This is a genomic window from Erwinia sp. PPS120, assembly GCF_047918655.1.
Lineage (GTDB): Bacteria > Pseudomonadota > Gammaproteobacteria > Enterobacterales > Enterobacteriaceae > Erwinia > Erwinia tasmaniensis_A.
Genome location: NZ_JBLREF010000026.1, coordinates 1 through 19,009, shown reverse-complemented (window position 1 = coordinate 19,009; position 19,009 = coordinate 1). Strand labels below are relative to the sequence as shown.

Genomic DNA, 19,009 nt, shown 5'->3' with positions numbered 1-19,009 from the left:
TTTTCGCCCGATGGCTCCTCCTGCACCTGAACCCTACAGAAACGCCCGCCGCTGCCGATAACAGAGCATTGATATCCCCTTTTACGCTTCAGACATGTTCAAAAGGCATGGTGAAGCCTTTTCTCTGGAGTGACCTATGCGCTTCAACGTCGATCTGAACCCTGGGGATCTGCTGAGCTTCGAGGAGATCGCCCGACGCTATGCGATCAGGTTTCCCGAGGAGAAGGAGCTGACGGCGCGGGCGCTGCTCAGCCCGTCAACCAGCTACCGCAACTTAGTGATCCGCGCCGTCTTTGCCAATGATGAAACCAACAGCCCGCTGGAAGATTTGCTGTTTATCTCTAACGATAACGAACGCAAAAATTACCTGCGCCGGCTGGAGTACTACCTCAAACAGCAGCTGCCCTTTTTCTATTTTCGGCGTACCGAACCGGCGAAACAGGCCCACTGCTGGAAAGTCATGGGGGAAAGCCGCGTGTATGCCATGCTCGATCCCGCTTCGGCTGCGGCACAGAACCTGATTGGCAGCCGGGGATACAAGCTCTCATTGATGCGTCAGGAGGGGGAGGATGACTACTGGCAGCTGTATGACACCCAGGCGCATCCCTGTTTTAGTGTCTCCCGGCGCATTCAGTTTATTGCGGTACTGACCAGTGCGCTGATCGGGCCGCCTGCAGGCGTTATTGCCGGTACGCAGGTGGGCCGCAAGGTGCGGATGAAAGTGTGGCAGCGCGCCAGCCAGGCTGAATTCAGCGCCGCCGTGCAGGCACGCTACGGCGCCTGCGTGATAACCGGCACGCGGCTGCTCAGCAGCGCCAGCTACCCCTGGGTAGAGCCGTGTCATATCATCGTACGCGATAACGAAGACGGCCTGCTTCAGGACAATGGCGTCGATAATGGTCTCTATCTGCGTAGCGATCTCCAGCGGCTTTTCACCAGTCGTCTGCTGACCATTGATGCCGGAAGCGGCATCGTTCATCTGCGGCGAGCCGCCATGGGCGAAACCGACCTGGGCGCGTCCTACCATGACATTGACGGCAGAGTGTGCGCACTGTGGCACCTGGTGCCAGAGGCCACGCGCGACAAACTTCGCCAGCCTGTCAGGTCTCTCTGAATAGCGGTTGCGCAACGCGCCGCTTTGTTAAACAAAATTGAAATAAACCGCCTTTATTAGCGCTATTCCACCAATCAATCTTCCCTACAGAAACAGATAATCGTGCCGATAACTTAACTAACGCAGGGTAGTCAGAGTGAACGATCTCTATACCGCCGATGGGGTGATGGACAAAAACTCGCTGTGGCAGCGTTACGTACCGCTGGTACGTCACGAAGCGCTGCGCCTGCAGGTCAGATTACCTGCCAGCGTTGAACTGGATGACCTGCTACAGGCAGGGGGGATAGGGCTGCTTAATGCCGTGGAGCGCTATGACGCGCTACAGGGTACAGCCTTTACCACCTATGCCGTACAGCGCATCCGTGGAGCCATGCTTGACGAACTGCGCAGCCGCGACTGGGCGCCGCGCAGCGTGCGACGTAACGCACGTGACGTTGCGGGCGCTATGCACCGCGTTGAACAGTCACTTGGCCGCTCGGCAACCGAGCAGGAAGTCGCGGCACAGCTGGATGTGTCGTTAGAGGATTACCGGCAGATCCTGCTGGATACCAATAACAGCCAGCTGTTCTCCTACGACGAATTTCGGGAGGAACACGGCGACAGCGCCGAGCTGGTGACGGAAGGCCATGAAGAGGCTAATCCGCTACATCAGCTGCTGGAAGGGAATCTTCGCGAACGCGTCATTGAAGCGATCGAGGCGTTGCCCGACCGCGAAAAAATGGTGCTGACGCTTTACTACCAGGAAGAGCTGAATCTGAAAGAGATTGGCGCAGTGCTTGAGGTCGGGGAGTCCCGGGTCAGTCAGCTGCACAGTCAGGCGATAAAACGCCTGCGCGCCCGGTTAGCGGGAGCGCGCTGACGGAGTCAGCTTTGCACTCTCAACACCAACCGGGGACTCAAAATGAGATCCAGTACAAAAATGAGGCCGCTGAGCCGTTATTTGAAAGACTACAAACACAGCCAGAGTAACTGTTCGCACTGTGGCAAGGTGCTGGACCGTATGGCGCTGGTGTTTCGCGGTCAGATAATAAACAAGGAGGCTATTGCCCGGATGGATCAGCTGATCGACGATCAGGTGTGGCTGAAACTGCAAAATGAACTGACGGCGCTGTGCCGCTTTTGCAGTGATATTTTTTGCAATACGCATCCAAATTATTTCGACATCATGGCGTTCAAACAGTATCTGTTTGAGCAGACCGAGATGAGTCATAGCACGATACGTGAATACGTTGTGCGCCTGCGTCGCCTTGACGATATGCTGTCGGCGCGCAATTTTCCTGCTGAAAAGCTCAGCGGGAACAGCTGGCACGAATGCCTGGAAAATGACCTCCCGGACGCCGGGAATAATAATTACCGCATCGCCCTGCGCAAATATGACCAGTTTTTAGGCTGGCAGCGTAATTAGGTTCGCGCTGAACGCCTCTTTTACGTTACCTTTTGGCTCTCTTCTGTAAAACTGTAAGGATAACCGTTTGCGCTTTTCACGGAGGCTGCGTTGTCCTTACATCTTTTATCTTCATTTCCTAAATTAGAGCTGCTGGGCGCGCCTACGCCGCTTGAGTATCTGCCCCGTTTCTCCGACCACCTGGGACGCGATATCTTCATTAAACGTGACGACGTCACGCCTGTTGCAATGGGCGGCAATAAGCTGAGAAAGCTGGAATATCTGGCCGCTGACGCGCTGCGTCAGGGCGCGGATGTACTGCTGACCGCCGGGGCCATTCAGTCTAACCACGTCCGACAGACGGCCGCCGTTGCCGCGAAGCTGGGGCTGAAATGCGTCGCGCTGCTGGAAAATCCGATCCCTGGCGCGTCAGAGAATTATCTGAGCAACGGCAACCGACTGCTGCTGGATCTGATGGAGACCGAGGTGATCGGGGTCGATGCGCTGCATGACCCGGATGCCCAGCTTGCGGAGCAGGCTACCCGGCTGGAGGCACAGGGCTTTCGTCCCTATGTGGTACCGGTTGGCGGCTCGAACGCGCTGGGCGCGCTGGGCTACGTTGAATGCGCGCAGGAGCTGGCGCACCAGTCGGAAGGCGTGGTTGATTTTGCCGCAGTGGTGGTGGCCTCCGGCAGCGCGGGCACCCATGCGGGCCTGGCGGTAGGGCTGGAACTGCTGCTGCCGGAAACTGAACTGATTGGGGTCACCGTCTCCCGCCTGGCAGCGGAGCAGCGGCTAAAAGTTGAGGCCATCCGCCAGCAGCTGTCCGCTTCGCTGGCGCTGACCTCTTCCGCGCCCATTACCCTGTGGGATGACTATTTCGCGCCGCAGTACGGCATGCCAAACGAGGAGGGGCTGGAGGCCATCAGGCTGCTGGCGCGGCTTGAGGGCATCTTCCTGGACCCGGTTTATACCGGTAAAGCGATGGCCGGTCTGATTGCTGGTATCAGTCAGCAACGCTTTACGCGTGAAGGCCCCATCGCCTTTATTCATACCGGCGGCGCGCCTGCGTTATTTGCTTATCACCATATGGTCTAAGCTGTATCGGTTAATTCATCGCTGCCATCTGGTATAAACGCGCCGGGCCGGATAAATTCTGCCGGGTTGCAGGCAGCGATATCGACAAAAAAGCGGGAAGCCGGCGGCTTCCCTGAACAGATAATAGCGTGGAGTGACTATGAATTTTTCTCTGGTGCGTCGCCGGGTAGTAATGGGTGTGATGTCTCTGGCGCTGGTGGCGGGTTTCTCGACCGCCAGCTGTGCGGCACAAGAAAATCTGCTTGCTAAAGTGAAGGAGCGTGGATCCCTGCTGGTGGGCCTGGAAGGGACCTATCCCCCGTTCAGCTTCCAGGATGATAATGGCAAGCTGGCGGGCTTCGAAGTCGATTTCGCTACTGCCCTTGCGCAGCACCTGGGCGTGAAGGCCAGCCTGAAGCCGACCAAATGGGATGGAATGCTTGCCGCGCTCGACTCAAAACGTATTGACGTGGTAATCAATCAGGTGACGCTCTCACCCGATCGTGAGAAAAAGTATGACTTTTCCACCCCCTATACCATTTCAGGTATTCAGGCGCTGACCAAAAAAGCCAACGCGGACAGCATTAAGCGTCCTGAAGATCTGAGCGGCAAAAAAGTTGGCGTGGGCCTGGGTTCAAACTATGAGCAGTGGCTGCGTCAGAACGTGAAGGGCGTGGACGTTCGCACCTATGATGATGACCCAACCAAATATCAGGATCTGCGCGTTGGCCGTATTGATGCTATCCTGGTTGACCGCCTTGCCGCGCTGGATCTGGTGAAGAAAACCGGTAACACGCTGGCCGCAGCGGGTCCGGCGTTCTCCCGTCAGGAGTCGGGTGTGGCGCTGCGCAAAGGCAACACCGATCTGCGTGACGCCATCAATAAAGCCATTGCGGACATGCAGAAGGACGGCACTATGGGTAAACTCTCTGATAAATGGTTTGGCGTGGACGTAACTAAATAATGCAGGAAAGTATTCAACTGGTGCTGGATTCAGCACCTTTTTTATTGAAGGGGGCGGTATTCACCCTTCAGCTCAGCATCGGGGGCATGTTCTTTGGGCTGGTGCTGGGTTTCGTGCTGGCGATGATGCGCCTGTCGCATTTTTGGCCGCTGTCATGGTTGTCGCGTATTTACGTGTCGATTTTTCGCGGTACGCCGCTGATCGCTCAGCTGTTTCTTATTTACTACGGCCTGCCGCAGTTTGGTATTGAGCTGGATCCCATTCCCTCGGCGATGATTGGCCTGTCGCTGAACACCGCCGCCTACGCGTCGGAATCCCTGCGGGGGGCCATTGCAGCGATTGAGCGCGGGCAGTGGGAAGCCGCTGCCAGTATTGGTATGACCCGCTGGCAGACCATGCGTCGGGTGATCCTGCCGCAGGCAGCCAGAACCGCTCTGCCGCCGCTGGGCAACAGCTTTATCAGCCTGGTCAAAGATACCTCGCTGGCCGCAACCATTCAGGTCCCTGAGCTGTTCCGTCAGGCACAGCTGATTACCTCACGCACGCTGGAGGTATTCACGATGTACCTGGCCGCCTCGCTGATCTACTGGGTGATGGCAACGCTGCTCTCTCTGCTGCAGAGTAAGCTGGAAGACCACGTTAATCGTCAGGATCGGGAGTCAAAATGAGCGCCATTGAAGTAAGCAAACTGGTTAAACAGTTTAATGGTCAGACCGTGCTACACGGCATCGATCTTGAGGTTAAATCTGGCGAAGTCGTCGCGATTATTGGTCCAAGCGGATCGGGAAAAACGACGCTGCTGCGCAGCATCAACCTGCTTGAAGAGCCGGATAGCGGCACCATTAAGGTCGGCAATATTCAGATCGACTCGTCTCAGGGAATGCACCGCCAGAAAGAGCCGATCCGCCGCCTGCGTCAGCAGGTCGGCTTTGTTTTCCAGAGCTTCAATCTGTTTCCCCACCGTTCGGTGCTGGAGAATATTATCGAAGGGCCGGTCATCGTTAAGCGGGAAGCCAAAGCACAGGCGGTAGTACGCGCCCGGCAGCTGCTGGAAAAAGTGGGACTACAGGGTAAAGAGAGCAGCTATCCGCGTAGCCTGTCTGGCGGTCAGCAGCAGCGCGTGGCAATTGCACGTGCGCTGGCAATGCAGCCAGAAGTCATACTGTTCGATGAGCCAACCTCCGCACTCGACCCTGAGCTGGTGGGGGAGGTACTCAGTACCATACGTGCGCTGGCGCAGGAAAAACGCACTCTGGTCATCGTGACTCATGAGATGAGCTTTGCCCGCGACGTGGCGGACCGGGCAATATTTATGGATCAGGGGCGCATTGTCGAACAGGGCCCGGCCCGTGACCTGTTCACCTCTCCGCAGCAGCCGCGTACCCGCCAGTTTCTTGAAAAGTTTCTTAATGCCTGAAAGGGCGGCATGTTGAACCAGGCCATCGCTCTACCTGATATACTGATATACAGGTTAACAGGGGCGTCAATGTATGACGCCCCTGTTACTGGGCTAAGAGGATGCAAAGCCTGTGCCCTGATGCGTACCAGATCATCGCTATCTTTTAAATAGCACTCCTCCCAGGTCTGCATGACTGCCCGCAAGGATGGTCATTTCCATTACTACTGGCCAAAGGGCAGGTTTGTTCGGAGACGACATCATTATCTTCGGATTCTATCTCCCCTGACCCTCTGTAATCTGAACCAATATGGATTATACCCTTAAGGGGACGTAGACTCATAACGGCCCCCCGTGGGGAAACCGCTCCGCCATTATTTTGTACTCGCTTTTAAATGATGGCGTTGTCGCACTGGCTACGTCTGTTGCCAGGAAAACAGACATCATAATAATTATCCTTTTCATATAAACTCTTGTCCATTTAATCGCAATGATCCCCTATGATCTGGTTTTGTCATTTCGTAAAAAAACATGACGGACTCGTTGCGGGAGAAAGTATTCTTAATCAGATTAAAAAAATCTCACGGTATCGATCTCTTATTGTGGCTTAACGCTATTTTTGGTTCGACATTGAAAGCCGTCTTTATACACCTTATTACTTTCTCCTCTCGTTATAATGAAAGTTAATCCGTGAAATTTACCCTGATCATTAAATCAGCAGGAAATAATCGTTCACTCTGATTTTCATATCATCAAACCCGACTCGAATAGCGCGACCTTTACTTGTAGCACGGCGACAGGCCTTCAACAGCGTAAATCGCAAAGAACGGTCACAGATGTTAGTAAGCATCGCATTTGCTACAGCAAACTGACGCACCCCTGGTCAATTTAAACCGTTTATGCCAGCATTGGGTCAAGTGATATATCCAACCGTCTTAATATAATGCAGTAAATTTATTAGTATGACTAAATGGTCTTAGCCAGACCTGGTGTGGAAGCTTTTAACTACACTTCCTTAAAAAAACGGGTGATAATTTTCGCTAAAAATCTGTTTCTCATAGTCAGGATAATTACCTTCTTATTATTAACAATTCTGTTTTCTTTGTTGCGCTTCATTTCTAAAGTCAGGAAGTCATCAAGTTTGGATATTTTCTTCCTTACTTTATAGCTTAACTGATTTAGATTGTTATTAATAATGACCTGGCTGCGGTCTTTCCAGATATACTCAATAATTTCTTCCGTTTGAAATGCGCTGCATTTACGCCTGTTGATAAGAAATAACATAAATGAAAATTCCATCCTTGTAAATTTTACTAGCTTTCCCTTATAAAGTATTGAGTAATTAAACACGTCCAAAATCATCAACACACCATGCCTCCTTTTTATCCTGCAGCAGATAATACTTAAATAAAATTAAACAGACAATGCGAATTATTTTTTATGTGATTTGAATAGTAATATTGAAATGTTTGCATATTATTTATTGTTGTTTAATGTACCAAATGGGTAGGTTCATTTAAAAGTCAGGTGGCATTATTTATTTTTAATTAGTCCTTTTTCAACATATCTGGCGAATAAATGTTGGGTTTTTAAAACTGTTACATTAATATACCATCAAAATAAATAATCCATACCTGGCGGTTACCAACGGCAGGATACCCATATCCATATCATTTTTTGCTGGAAATATAATCGAACGTGGCAGGCAGGATAATTGCGTACAGGCAGTCAGGCGGATTTAAGGCATATATGTAAAGGAAGGGGTACCTGACATCGGCAGATCTGACTATTGTGGCGGTGTCGGAGAGATGCCGACACCGCCGTAACGCTGTTAGCCGATGGTCATCAGGCTGGCGTTGCCCCCCGCTGCGGCCGTATTGACGCTGAGTGAACGCTCCAGCAGCAGGCGTTCCAGCAGGAGGTTGGTTTCGCCGCGTGCGAAGCCCTGTACCGACACGATCGCACCTTCCCGCTCCGCCACCGTTTTACACACTTCGCGCAGCCTGTCGGCATCGCCGTGGAAGATAACCGCGTCAAAGTTACTGTGCTTTTCTAACGGCTGCGTGGCGAAACTTATGCGCGCCTGCACGGCCTCCGGGAGCGTGGTAAACAGGCTACGGAACAGCTCCTCTTCCGGCCACAGTGCCCGGCAGCCCGTCGCCGTGACGGCCGCCAGCTGCGTCAGCGCATCCTCCTGAGTATCCGCCAGGCACAGCACATGCTCACGCGGCAGCAGGGCAAAGGTGTTGCGCTCTCCCGTTGGACCCGGCAGCAGACGAACCGTTCCTCCCTGGCTCAGTTCGGCATAGCGGGCACAGAGACTTGCCAGCTCAGGTTTATCCTGCGCCCAGCCGGTCAGCGCCTGATGGGCAGCCAGCAGGGAGGGGCGCAGCGCCGCATCGACCGGACGCTCACCGTCCTGCCGATCCAGCGTGACGCGCAGTGCACCGTCAGGGCGGTGCGACAGCAGCCGATAGAGATAAAGCGGACCCCCGGCTTTCGGCCCGGTGCCTGAAAGGCCTTCGCCGCCAAAAGGCTGTACGCCGACGACCGCGCCAACCATATTGCGGTTGACGTAGAGATTGCCGACGCGGGCGCTGTTGGTCACCTGATGAATGGTTTCGTCTATACGGGTATGCACGCCCAGGGTCAGGCCGTAGCCTGACTGATTAATCTGCGCGATGATCTGCGGAAGCTGGCTACGGGTATAGCGCACCACATGCAATACCGGACCAAAGATTTCTTTGTCCAGGTCAGCGACGCTATCCAGTTCGATCAGCGTTGGCTGAATAAAGGTGCCACTCTGCCACTCTTTAACATCCTGCTGATTTTGCACTGCCGCCTGGTAAACCTTCATGCCCTTGCTGCGCATTGCCTGAATATGACGCTCGATATTCTCTTTGGCTTCGGCATCAATGACCGGGCCAATATCGGTAGAGAGTCGCTCCGGGTTGCCCATGCGGCATTCGGCCATCGCCCCGCGCAGCATTTGCAGCTGATGTTCGGCCACGTCTTCCTGAACGCACAGCAGACGCAGGGCCGAACAGCGCTGTCCTGCGCTATCAAAGGCGGAGGCCACGATATCAACCACCACCTGTTCGGTCAGCGCTGAGGAGTCGACTATCATCGCGTTCATGCCGCCCGTTTCGGCAATCAGCGGCGTCGGACGACCCTGCGGGTCGAGGCGGCCTGCCAGATTACGCTGTAGCAGGGTCGCTACCGCCGTCGAGCCAGTGAACATCACGCCGCGTACGCGATCATCTCCGGTAAGCTGGGCTCCGACGGTCTCGCCCCTGCCCGGCAGCAGCTGGAGCGCGCCAATCGGTACGCCGGCCTCGTGCAGCAGGGCTACCGCCTCAGCGGCAATCAGAGGCGTCTGTTCGGCTGGCTTTGCCAGAACGCTGTTGCCTGCCGCCAGCGCGGCAGCGATCTGTCCGGTGAAGATGGCCAGCGGGAAATTCCACGGGCTGATGCAGACGACCGGACCGAGGGGGCGGTGCGTTTCATTATCGAAATCATCCCGCACCTGTCCGGCATAGTAATAGAGGAAATCGACGGCTTCGCGAACCTCAGCAATGGCGTTGGTGAAGGTTTTACCCGCTTCACGTACCAGTATGCCAATCAGCCGCTGGAGTTGCCCGTCCATCAGCATGGCCGCCCGCGACAGGATGGCCGCACGCTCCTGCGGTGGGGTGGCGAACCAGATCGGACCCGCACTGACGGCGGCGTCCAGTGCGGCAGAGACATCGGCTTCACTGGCGTATTGCACATAGCCGACGATATCGCCCGGCTCGGCCGGATTAATGACCGGCAGGGGTTCACCTGACTGTCGCTCACCGTCAATCAGCGGAACCGCGTGCCAGGGCTCCATGGCGCTGTTAAGCAGCGCGCTGGACAGCGAGGCCAGACGATGTTCGTTGGCCAGATCCAGCCCGGAAGAGTTTACGCGCGACTGGCCGTAGAGATCGCGCGGCAAAGGAATTTTAGGATGGGGCAGGCCCACGCCGCCTTCGCTGCGCGCCAGTTTTTCCACCTCTTCGACCGGATCGGCTACCAGATCGTCAATCGGCAGCGTCTTGTCGGCGATGCGGTTGACAAAAGAGGTATTCGCGCCGTTTTCCAGCAGTCGGCGCACCAGGTAGGCCAGCAGGGTTTCATGGGTGCCTACCGGCGCATAGATGCGGCAGGGGCGATTAAGCTTACCCTCAGACACTTTGCCCACCACCTGTTCGTACAGCGGTTCCCCCATGCCGTGCAGGCACTGGAACTCATACTGGCCGGGATAGTAGTTGTTACCCGCCAGCTGATAGATAGCGGCCAGCGTATGGGCGTTATGGGTGGCAAACTGCGGATAGATCAGGTTCGGAACGGCCAGCAGCTTGCGTGCACAGGCCAGATAGGAGATGTCGGTGTAAATTTTGCGGGTGTAGACCGGATAACCCTCCAGGCCCTCCATCTGCGCGCGCTTAATTTCGCTATCCCAGTAGGCACCTTTCACCAGGCGAACCATCAGGCGGCGGCGGCTGCGCTGGGCCAGATCGCAAAGTGCGTCAATCACGAACGGACAGCGCTTTTGATAGGCCTGAATCACAAAGCCGATGCCATTCCATCCCTCCAGCTCGGGTTCAAAGCAGAGTTTTTCCAGCAGATCCAGCGACAGCTCCAGGCGGTCCGCTTCTTCAGCGTCGATATTGATGCCAATGTCGTAAGAGCGTGCAAGCAGCGTCAGGGATTTCAGGATCGGGTAGAGTTCGCTCATCACGCGCTCATACTGGGCACGACTGTAGCGTGGGTGCAGGGCGGAAAGCTTAATCGAAATCCCAGGTCCTTCATAAATGCCACGACCATTAGAGGCTTTGCCAATCGCCTGAATCGCCTGCTGATAGGAGAGCAGATAGGCTTTTGCATCCTGCGCCGTCAGGGCGGCTTCGCCCAGCATGTCGTATGAGTAGCGGAAACCTTTCTCCTCCAGCTTGCGGGCATTTGCCAGCGCTTCAGCGATGGTTTCCCCGGTCACAAACTGTTCGCCCATCAGCCGCATCGCCATATCCACGCCTTTGCGGATTAGCGGTTCGCCGCTCTTACCGATAATACGATTGAGCGAGCGCGAGAGACTGGCTTCATTATGGGTGGACACCAGGCGCCCGGTAAACAGCAGACCCCAGGTGGCCGCATTGACGAACAGCGAAGGGCTTCGACCCAGATGCGAGTGCCAGTTACCGTTGCTGATTTTGTCGCGAATAAGGGCATCGCGGGTCGGCTTGTCCGGTATGCGCAGCAGCGCTTCAGCCAGACACATCAGCGCAACCCCTTCCTGAGAGGAGAGAGAGAACTCCTGAAGCAGGCTTTGCACCATCCCGGCGCGCCCGGTTGCACCTTTCTGGTGCCGAAGCTTATCTGCAAGCTGGTAAGCGAGCTGGTGGGTTTGCTGCGCCAGGGGAGCAGGCAGGCGCGCCTGTTCCAGCATCATCGCCACGGATTCATTTTCAGGACGGCGCCAGGCGGCGGTTATCGCTGCACGGGTCACGGACTGCGGAAGAATATGCTCGGCAAACTCAAGGAAGGGTTGATGCTGCTCATCTTCCGTGCGCTCATCCCCCTCCTGCGTCAGCAGCTGAGAAGGGATTTCAGGCAGGGCTGCGCCATTTTCCAACTGCTCAAGATAATTAAAAATCGCCTGCTTAATAAGCCAGTGTGGCGTGCGATCAATCTGACCCGCAGCCAGCCTGATGCGCTCGCGCGTGGCTTCATCCAACTTCACGCCCATGGTAGTTGTGCCCATGCCTCTAGCTCCTTGAAATGATAAATGACGACGATATTGAGCAATATCACTTAAGTTGCAACTTTGTGCAACCTTGTTAATTACGCCTCTAATTGAGCAATGAAAGCGCCGTTTTGAAAAGCGGCATGGATATTGCTGCAAGGATCGCGCCAGAATGGTGACTACAGGTATTATCTGGATAGTAAAGGTATTTTTTAAGGTGCAACTTCTCGGGTTGTGATCCGGTGCAACCTTTCATTGTTGAGTCTGTGACATGGGGTGAAGTTACTGTAACTGCTGTGTTAAATCGTTTGTGCGCTTACACCCTTTACGGCAGGATATCTGCGCTGGGTTGAAAGGAGGGGGGCTGCTACGTTCCGGTGGTTCCGCCAGTGCAACCTTGCGCACTGCGCATGTAAAACTATAAATGGAGAATTTCAATGACGGCAAGTACACCAATGATGGTGACCTTTTGCGTATATATCTTTGGCATGGTGCTAATTGGTTTTATCGCCTGGCGATCAACAAAAGACTTTGACGACTACATCCTGGGTGGCCGAAGTTTGGGCAGCGTGGTCACCGCACTCTCTGCCGGGGCATCAGATATGAGCGGCTGGCTGCTGATGGGATTACCGGGCGCCATTTTCCTGTCTGGCATATCCGAAAGCTGGATTGCCATCGGTCTGACGCTGGGTGCCTGGCTGAACTGGAAAATTGTTGCAGGTCGTCTGCGGGTCCAGACGGAGCATCACGATAACGCGCTGACGTTGCCTGACTACTTCACCAGCCGGTTTGAAGATAAGAGTAAGCTGTTGCGGGTGATCTCAGCGGTGATTATTTTGGTTTTCTTCACCATTTATTGCGCGTCGGGCATTGTGGCCGGGGCGCGCCTGTTTGAAAGCACTTTTGGTATGAGTTATGAAACCGCGCTATGGGCGGGGGCGGCGGCTACCATTCTCTATACCTTCGTGGGTGGATTCCTGGCAGTAAGCTGGACCGATACGGTGCAGGCCAGCCTGATGATTTTTGCGCTGATCCTGACGCCGGTGATCGTCATTTCCGCCGTTGGTGGCCTGGATGATGCGCTGACGGTTATCCGGGCTCAGAGCGCTGAGAATATGGATATGCTGAAAAATCTCAACTTCGTGGCGGTTATTTCGCTGCTGGGCTGGGGGCTGGGCTATTTCGGTCAGCCACATATTCTGGCGCGTTTTATGGCGGCGGATTCTCACCGCTCCATTCGCAGCGCCCGTCGTATCGGTATGGCGTGGATGGTGCTCTGTCTTGCCGGCGCGGTAGCGGTAGGATTCTTTGGCATTGCCTACTTCCATAATCATCCTGAGCAGGCGGCGGGCGTATCGGATAACGGCGAGCGAATTTTCATCGAGCTGGCGAGGATCCTGTTTAACCCCTGGATCGCCGGTGTTTTGCTTTCCGCTATTCTGGCGGCGGTGATGTCCACGCTTAGCTGTCAGCTGCTGGTGTGTTCCAGTGCGTTAACCGAAGATTTATACAAGAGCTTTTTGCGCAAGGGCGCGACCCAACGTGAGCTGGTATGGATAGGGCGGATAATGGTGTTGCTGGTGGCGGTGGTCGCAATTGCGCTGGCATCAAACCCACAGAACCGCGTGCTGGGGCTGGTAAGCTACGCCTGGGCGGGATTCGGTGCGGCGTTTGGGCCGGTGGTGGTGTTTTCGCTGGTCTGGAAGCGGATGAACCGTAACGGCGCGCTGGCGGGAATGATTGTCGGTGCGGCCACGGTTCTTATCTGGAAGCAGTATGCGTGGCTGGGTCTGTATGAGATCATCCCGGGCTTCCTGTTTAGCGCTATTGCTATCGTACTGTTTAGCCTGCTGGGGCCAGAACCTTCAGCCGCAGCACAGCAGCGTTTCGAGCAGGCCGAGGCGGAGTTTAGCGCCGACTAAGTGAGAGGGCGTAGTATGCTAAGTGCCTGGTGCCGTCGCTAACGGATGGTGCCCGGCTGGCTAAAGGTCTGGTGCCGTCGCCAACGGGTGGGGCCCGGTGCCTGGCGGTCCTCGCGCCGCGCGTGGCGCTGTCCCTTCGCTCCGCTCGTCGACCTTTCGGATCGGGCATGACGGGACATCCCTGTCCCGTCATGCCCTTGTGCCAGCATCCCTGCTGGCCCATCCGGATCTTCCTCTCTCCACTCAGCGCTGCGGATTGCCTGTCACCTGGCCCCACCCGTCTGCTCTTTTTGCAATGTGCTGGCTGTGGTTAAGGGTAGTTTTCCTAAAAGCGCCTCAGAAGCCTGAGAGGTGGATAAGCCCTGCGGGTGACGGGCCGTCCGGCCTGGCGTCGGAGCCAAAGGCACCAGGCAAAGCCTGGCGTGAGGACACCCGTCACCCGCAGGGCTTATCCACCGTGGCAGCAGGTATCGCAGCCCGGCAACAACTCTCCGAAAAATTCACGGACTGCCATAAGAGATATCACCCACTGGCACTCAATGCTTCCAGGCAAAACGTGAAAATAGCCGGACGGCCTCTTGTTTTTTCTTGCACGATAATGATAATCGGTATCGTTTCGATTTACGTTTCTTTACTGGAACTGAATTTATTTTTCGCACCTGAGGGCGTTCGCATGTTTGTACCCTTTCTGATCATGTTACGTGAAGGACTTGAAGCGGCGCTGATCGTCAGCCTTATCGCCAGCTACCTGAAACGTACTCAGAGAAGTCAATGGTTTGGTGCCATGTGGGCCGGGGTGTTTGTTGCCGCTGCGCTCTGCCTGGGCGTAGGCTACTTTATCAACGAAACCACCGGTGAATTCCCGCAAAAACAGCAGGAAATGTTTGAAGGCATCGTGGCGGTCATCGCCGTCTTCGTCCTCACCTGGATGGTATTCTGGATGCGCAAAGTGTCCCGCAATGTCAAAGCCGAACTGGAAGAGGCGGTGGATAACGCCCTGCAAAAAGGAAACAGCAGCGGCTGGGCACTGATATTTATGGTCTTCCTCGCGGTCGCCCGTGAAGGCCTGGAATCGGTGTTTTTCCTGCTGGCGGCTTTTCAGCAGGATGTCGGCATCGCACCGCCGCTGGGTGCAATGCTGGGCCTGGCCACCGCCGTCGTGCTGGGAATGCTCATCTATTGGGGCGGGATACGCCTTAACCTTGGGGCTTTCTTCAAATGGACCAGCCTGTTTATTCTGTTCGTGGCGGCTGGCCTGGCGGCAGGGGCTATTCGCGCTTTCCACGAAGCGGGCCTGTGGGATCATTTTCAGGATATCGCGTTCAATATGAGTAACCAGCTTTCTACCAGCAGCCTGCCCGGTACACTGCTTGAAGGCATCTTTGGCTATCAGGAATCTCCCAGCGTCAGTGAAGTGGCTGTCTGGTGGATGTATCTGCTGCCTGCGCTGCTGCTGTTCTTTATGCCGGTGCGTACGCAATCCAAAACCTTGCGCACAGCCCGATAGGCTTTTGTTCTTGCCCGTATAACGGGCACCTTCACTTTTTACAGGGATTGACTATGACACTCCGTATTCGCCAACATGCGCTGAGCGCTGCGCTTCTGACCCTTATTTCCGCCTCCAGCGCGACGATGGCCGCAGATATTCCCCAGGTTAAGATCACCGTTAACGATAAACAGTGCGATCCAATGACCGTAACCGTTAACGCAGGCAAGACCCAGTTCATTATTCAAAACCACAGCCAGAAAGGGCTGGAGTGGGAGATCCTTAAAGGGGTGATGGTCGTCGAGGAGCGTGAGAATATCGCACCGGGCTTCACGCAGAAGCTGACCGCCAATCTTGAAGCCGGTGAATACGATATGACCTGCGGCCTGCTAAGCAATGCTAAAGGTAAGCTGATTGTGAAGGGCAATAAGCCCTCCGACGGTAAGCCGGATGTGATGCAGCTGGTGGGACCGATTGCCTCTTATAAAGCCTATGTTACCCGCGAGATCGCCGAGCTGGTTACCGGCACAAAAGCGTTTACCGATGCGGTAAAAGCCGGAGACGTGGCGAAAGCGAAGGCGCTCTATGCGCCGACCCGACGCCACTATGAGCGCATCGAACCTATTGCTGAACTGTTCTCCGATCTGGACGGCAGAATTGACGCCCGCGAAGACGATTACGAGAAAAAAGCAGAAGACCCTAAATTTACCGGTTTCCACCGCCTGGAGAAGGCGCTGTTCGGCGATAACAGCACCAAAGGCATGGATACCTATGCGGACCAGCTCTATACCGATACGCTTGACCTTCAGAAACGCGTGGACGAACTGGCTTTCCCACCGAGCAAAGTCGTGGGCGGCGCGGCGGGTCTGATTGAAGAGGTAGCATCCAGCAAAATCTCTGGTGAAGAAGACCGCTACAGCCGTACCGACCTCTGGGACTTCCAGGCGAATGTCGATGGCGCACAGAAAATCGTTAACCTGCTGCGCCCCATGCTGGAAAAAGCCGATCCGGCTCTGCTGGCTAAGGTTGATGCTAATTTCAGCAAAGTGGATGCGACACTCGCGAAGTACCGCACCAAAGATGGCTATGAGACTTACGATAAGCTCACTACCGCTGACCGTAACGCCATGAAAGGCCCTGTCACCACGCTTGCCGAAGATCTGTCGAAGCTGCGTGGTACGCTGGGTCTGGATTAACCCGCAATGGCAAGCAAACCTGTTGACGACGCGGCGCTGCCGTCGCGCCGTCGTTTACTGAAGGGAATGGGACTGCTCGGCGGCGCGCTGGCGGTAGGAGGCGGCTGCCCGGTTCAGGCCGCTGCCGGGGAAAAATCATTTTCGCCAGGGGCGCTGTCACCTGACGCCCGACGGGAAGCGCAGCCGTTTTATGGTCCGCACCAGGCGGGCGTGGTTACCCCCCAGCAGGCGTCGATGATGCTGGTCGCATTTGACGTACTGGCCGGCGACAGGAACGACCTGACTCGCCTGTTCAGGCTGCTGACGGACCGCATCGCCTTCTTAACGCAGGGAGGTGAGGCACCGCAGGTAACGAATCCACGTCTGCCGCCGCTGGATTCCGGTATTCTTGGCGATCGTATCTACCCGGATAACCTGACTATCACCGTATCGGTTGGGCATTCGCTCTTTGATGACCGCTACGGCCTGCAGGCGCTTAAGCCGCTCAGGCTCCAGCCAATGACGCGTTTTCCAAATGACGCGCTTGATGCCAGTTTGTGTCATGGTGATCTGCTGCTGCAAATCTGTGCGAATACCAATGACACGGTTATTCATGCGCTGCGGGATATTATCAAACACTCCCCGGATCTGCTCAGCGTTCGCTGGCGTCGGGAAGGTTTTATCTCTGACCATGCGGCGCGCAGCAGGGGGAAAGAGACACCAATCAACCTGCTCGGCTTCAAAGATGGCACCGCTAACCCCGATACGGCAGATTCAGGTCTGATGGATTCGGTTGTGTGGGTGACAAAAGAGCAGGGCGAGCCCGCGTGGGCGGTGGGCGGCAGCTATCAGGTCGCCCGCATTATTCCGTTTCACGTTGAGTTCTGGGACCGTACGCCGCTGCGCGAGCAGGAGACGATCTTTGGTCGTGTCAAACACAGCGGCGCGCCGCTGGGAATGCAGCATGAACGCGACGTGCCGGATTATGCCAGCGACCCGGAGGGGAATATTACCCCGCTGGATGCGCATATTCGTCTTGCCAACCCGCGCACGGCTGAAACGCAAAGCAGCCTGATGCTGCGCCGGGGTTACAGCTATTCGCTGGGCGTTTCCCTGGCCGGTCAGCTGGAGATGGGGCTGCTGTTCGTCTGCTATCAGCACGATCTGGAGAAAGGCTTCCTCACCGTGCAGAACCGACTCAATGGCGAAGCGCTGGAGGAATATATTAAGCCTGCGGGCGGGGGATACTTCTTTGTCCTGCCGGGCGTGGAGGACCGCCAGCACTATCTGGGACAGGCATTACTCAGCACCTGACTCCTTTGCCACCTGTCGGCCAATCCGGCGGGTGGTCTCTTTTCCACACTATAGTAGTGATTGTTGCATTCGTTGTTAAAAAAGATGTTGAATCCGTCCGTGATCTGTTGCACCTTAATTAAGCGGTACACAAGGGTGTTGTCTGAATCATCACGGAGATCGCGAATGGTAAAATCCTGTCACCGATACCAGCGTCACAGCCATACCGTTATCGCTTTCTCATGCGAAGGTGGTTCAACCTCAACGATCTATCCTCTTCTCATTCACGCATCAAAGGCCAGCGTGCCGTCTCTGCTCCACAACGATGCCCGGCTTAGCGCATGCTCTGCTTCGCATCATATCCAGCGGCCTTTCAAGGCTTACAAGGAAGCCACTAAAAACCTCTAAAGCGTTCACGTAATCGCATCGACACTCTGATGCGGGAGATGAAACCAACTGTAAGGTGCCACTATGGGAAGACAGAAAGCAGTGATCAAAGCGCGCCGTGAAGCTAAACGCGTACTACGTAGCGATTCGCGCAGTCACCGTCAGCGCGAGGAAGAGTCGGTCACCTCGCTGGTGCAAATGGGTGGGCTGGATTCAATTGGCATGGCGCGAGATACGCGCGACCATTCGCCCATTGAAGCCCGAAATGAGGCTCAGGCGCACTATCTTAAAGCCATAGAAAGCAAGCAGCTCATCTTCGCCACCGGCGAAGCGGGCTGCGGCAAAACCTGGATAAGCGCCGCTAAAGCGGCAGAAGCCCTGATCCACAAGGATGTTGACAGGATTATCGTTACGCGACCGGTGTTGCAGGCTGATGAAGATTTAGGTTTCCTGCCCGGTGATATTGCTGAGAAATTCGCCCCTTACTTCCGGCCCGTCTATGACGTTCTGGTTAAACGTCTCGGCTCTTCCTTTATGCAGTATTGCCTGCGACCCGAAATCGGCAAGGTGGAGATAGCTCCCTTTGCCTATATGCGCGGACGCACCTTTGAAAATGCCGTGGTGATCCTCGATGAGGCGCAGAACGTCACCGCCGCTCAAATGAAAATGTTTCTGACGCGCCTCGGGGAAAACGTAACCGTCATCGTCAACGGCGATATTACCCAGTGTGATTTGCCGTCCCATGTGCAGTCCGGCCTGAGCGATGCGCTGTCCCGCTTTGTGGAGGATGACATGATTGGCGTGGTACGTTTTGGTAAAGAGGATTGCGTGCGCTCGCAGCTGTGTCAGCGTACGCTGGTGGCCTACGGCTAAAAGGCTATTAGCAGACAACAAAAAAGCCTGAGCTTTCGCTCAGGCTTTCTCATTTAATGTGGCGGTGAGAGAGGGGTTCGAACCCTCGATACGTTGCCGTATACACACTTTCCAGGCGTGCTCCTTCAGCCCTGTCTCTTATACACATCTGACGCTGCCGACGACGGCCTTGCG

General features: G+C 55.3%; 13 protein-coding genes. 12 read left to right on the top strand and 1 reads right to left on the bottom strand.

Features of this window, described 5'->3' with window-relative positions; genetic code table 11:
- Positions 1–136: 136 nt before the first annotated feature.
- The 7 genes from ACLRGG_RS13965 to tcyN all read left to right on the top strand — a co-directional run bounded on the left by ACLRGG_RS13965 (position 137) and on the right by tcyN (position 5,956).
- Positions 137–1,114: an HNH endonuclease signature motif containing protein gene (locus ACLRGG_RS13965; RefSeq protein WP_416250343.1), complete on the top strand. Its 978-nt coding sequence runs from the start codon at positions 137–139 to the stop codon at positions 1,112–1,114.
- A 136-nt stretch (positions 1,115–1,250) separates the two neighbouring features.
- Positions 1,251–1,973 carry an RNA polymerase sigma factor FliA gene (locus tag ACLRGG_RS13960; protein ID WP_067700954.1) on the top strand — a complete coding sequence of 241 codons (723 nt, stop codon included), beginning with the start codon at positions 1,251–1,253 and terminating at the stop codon, positions 1,971–1,973.
- A gap of 42 nt (positions 1,974–2,015) precedes the next feature.
- Positions 2,016–2,519: a flagella biosynthesis regulatory protein FliZ gene (fliZ, locus tag ACLRGG_RS13955; RefSeq protein ID WP_416250342.1), complete on the top strand. Its 504-nt coding sequence runs from the start codon at positions 2,016–2,018 to the stop codon at positions 2,517–2,519.
- A 90-nt stretch (positions 2,520–2,609) separates the two neighbouring features.
- Positions 2,610–3,596: a D-cysteine desulfhydrase gene (locus tag ACLRGG_RS13950; protein ID WP_416250341.1), complete on the top strand. Its 987-nt coding sequence runs from the start codon at positions 2,610–2,612 to the stop codon at positions 3,594–3,596.
- A 139-nt stretch (positions 3,597–3,735) separates the two neighbouring features.
- Entirely contained in the window at positions 3,736–4,539 is an 804-nt protein-coding gene (gene tcyJ / locus ACLRGG_RS13945; RefSeq protein WP_416250340.1) for a cystine ABC transporter substrate-binding protein, read from the top strand.
- On the top strand, positions 4,539–5,207 hold the full coding sequence (tcyL, locus tag ACLRGG_RS13940) for a cystine ABC transporter permease (protein ID WP_416250339.1): 669 nt from the start codon (positions 4,539–4,541) through the stop codon (positions 5,205–5,207). Before tcyJ ends, tcyL begins: the two co-directional genes overlap by 1 nt.
- The gene (tcyN, locus tag ACLRGG_RS13935) at positions 5,204–5,956 is read left to right on the top strand and encodes an L-cystine ABC transporter ATP-binding protein TcyN (RefSeq protein WP_416250338.1); all 753 of its coding nucleotides are present in this window, start codon (positions 5,204–5,206) and stop codon (positions 5,954–5,956) included. The genes tcyL and tcyN overlap by 4 nt, the downstream gene beginning before the upstream one ends.
- Before the next feature lie 1,810 nt (positions 5,957–7,766).
- Here the strand turns inward: tcyN and putA are convergent.
- Positions 7,767–11,717: a trifunctional transcriptional regulator/proline dehydrogenase/L-glutamate gamma-semialdehyde dehydrogenase gene (putA, locus tag ACLRGG_RS13930; RefSeq protein WP_416250337.1), complete on the bottom strand. Its 3,951-nt coding sequence runs from the start codon at positions 11,715–11,717 to the stop codon at positions 7,767–7,769.
- A gap of 419 nt (positions 11,718–12,136) precedes the next feature.
- Here putA and putP point away from each other — a divergent pair, with 419 nt between their 5' ends.
- From putP to phoH, 5 genes are all read left to right on the top strand, one after another.
- The gene (gene putP, locus ACLRGG_RS13925; protein ID WP_416250336.1) at positions 12,137–13,621 is read left to right on the top strand and encodes a sodium/proline symporter PutP; all 1,485 of its coding nucleotides are present in this window, start codon (positions 12,137–12,139) and stop codon (positions 13,619–13,621) included.
- Between the two features lie 673 nt (positions 13,622–14,294).
- A complete protein-coding gene (gene efeU, locus ACLRGG_RS13920) occupies positions 14,295–15,128 on the top strand; it encodes an iron uptake transporter permease EfeU (RefSeq protein WP_416250335.1) in 834 nt (277 codons plus the stop codon).
- A 53-nt stretch (positions 15,129–15,181) separates the two neighbouring features.
- Positions 15,182–16,303 carry an iron uptake system protein EfeO gene (efeO, locus tag ACLRGG_RS13915; protein WP_416250334.1) on the top strand — a complete coding sequence of 374 codons (1,122 nt, stop codon included), beginning with the start codon at positions 15,182–15,184 and terminating at the stop codon, positions 16,301–16,303.
- Between the two features lie 6 nt (positions 16,304–16,309).
- Positions 16,310–17,596 (top strand): iron uptake transporter deferrochelatase/peroxidase subunit, encoded by a 1,287-nt coding sequence (gene efeB, locus ACLRGG_RS13910; RefSeq protein WP_416250333.1) that lies wholly within the window; start codon positions 16,310–16,312, stop codon positions 17,594–17,596.
- Between the two features lie 450 nt (positions 17,597–18,046).
- Positions 18,047–18,835 (top strand): phosphate starvation-inducible protein PhoH, encoded by a 789-nt coding sequence (gene phoH / locus ACLRGG_RS13905; RefSeq protein ID WP_416250332.1) that lies wholly within the window; start codon positions 18,047–18,049, stop codon positions 18,833–18,835.
- Positions 18,836–19,009: the final 174 nt, after the last annotated feature.